General features: G+C 32.2%; 1 protein-coding gene. It reads left to right on the top strand.

All coding sequences use genetic code 11. The features are described from left to right. Window positions 1-573, top strand: a 573-nt coding sequence (locus CDH50_RS15035; RefSeq protein ID WP_100613116.1) for a YqjF family protein, incomplete at its 5' end; no start/stop codon positions are given. Between the last annotated feature and the right edge of the window lie 113 nt (window positions 574-686).

The raw sequence follows: 686 nt of genomic DNA, 5'->3' as shown, positions 1-686 counted from the left end.
CTTTTTGAAGGAAAGCCTTGGATTTCGCTTGTTGCTTTTACAATGGAAAAAATTAGACCTAAAAACATTCCTGCTTTTAAACCAATTTCAGACTTTAATGAAATAAATATTCGGACTTACGTAAAATCAAATAATAAAACTGGAGTTTACTTTTTGAGCATCGAAGGTGGAAAATTAGCATCCTGTAAAATAGCAAAAGGAATTTCGGAATTACCATATCGTTATTCAAAAATAAAAAGGCAAAACGGAATTTATGAATCAACTAATAAAGAGTTTAACGATCAATTGAACATCGAATTTGAATTGGGAAAAACAAGAACTCAAAAAACTGAACTTGACAAATGGCTAACAGAAAGGTATGCGCTTTTCCAAGACACAAAGGATTCGATAAATGAATTTGACATTCATCATTTGGAATGGCCAACTCAAGAAATCAAATTTAAAAAGTTAATCGTAAATTATCCAAGATTTAGAAATTTAATAAAAAACGAACCGAATTTGACTCATTACTCAAATGGAGTTCAAGTTATTGCTTGGAATAAAAATAAAAACTGGCTACAACACCGTGTATAAAAAATTGCTAGTTTTGGTTAACACAAAGTTGGTTGCTTCTTTGCTGGCTTCCGATTTTCCTTCGGAAAATCCTCGCCCCCAAACACGCAACTTTCCATACACGAACACGTTGT

The sequence above is a fragment of the Confluentibacter lentus genome, assembly GCF_002806995.1.
In the GTDB taxonomy this organism is placed as follows: Bacteria; Bacteroidota; Bacteroidia; order Flavobacteriales; family Flavobacteriaceae; genus Confluentibacter; species Confluentibacter lentus.
This window is presented reverse-complemented; position numbering and strand designations above follow the sequence as displayed.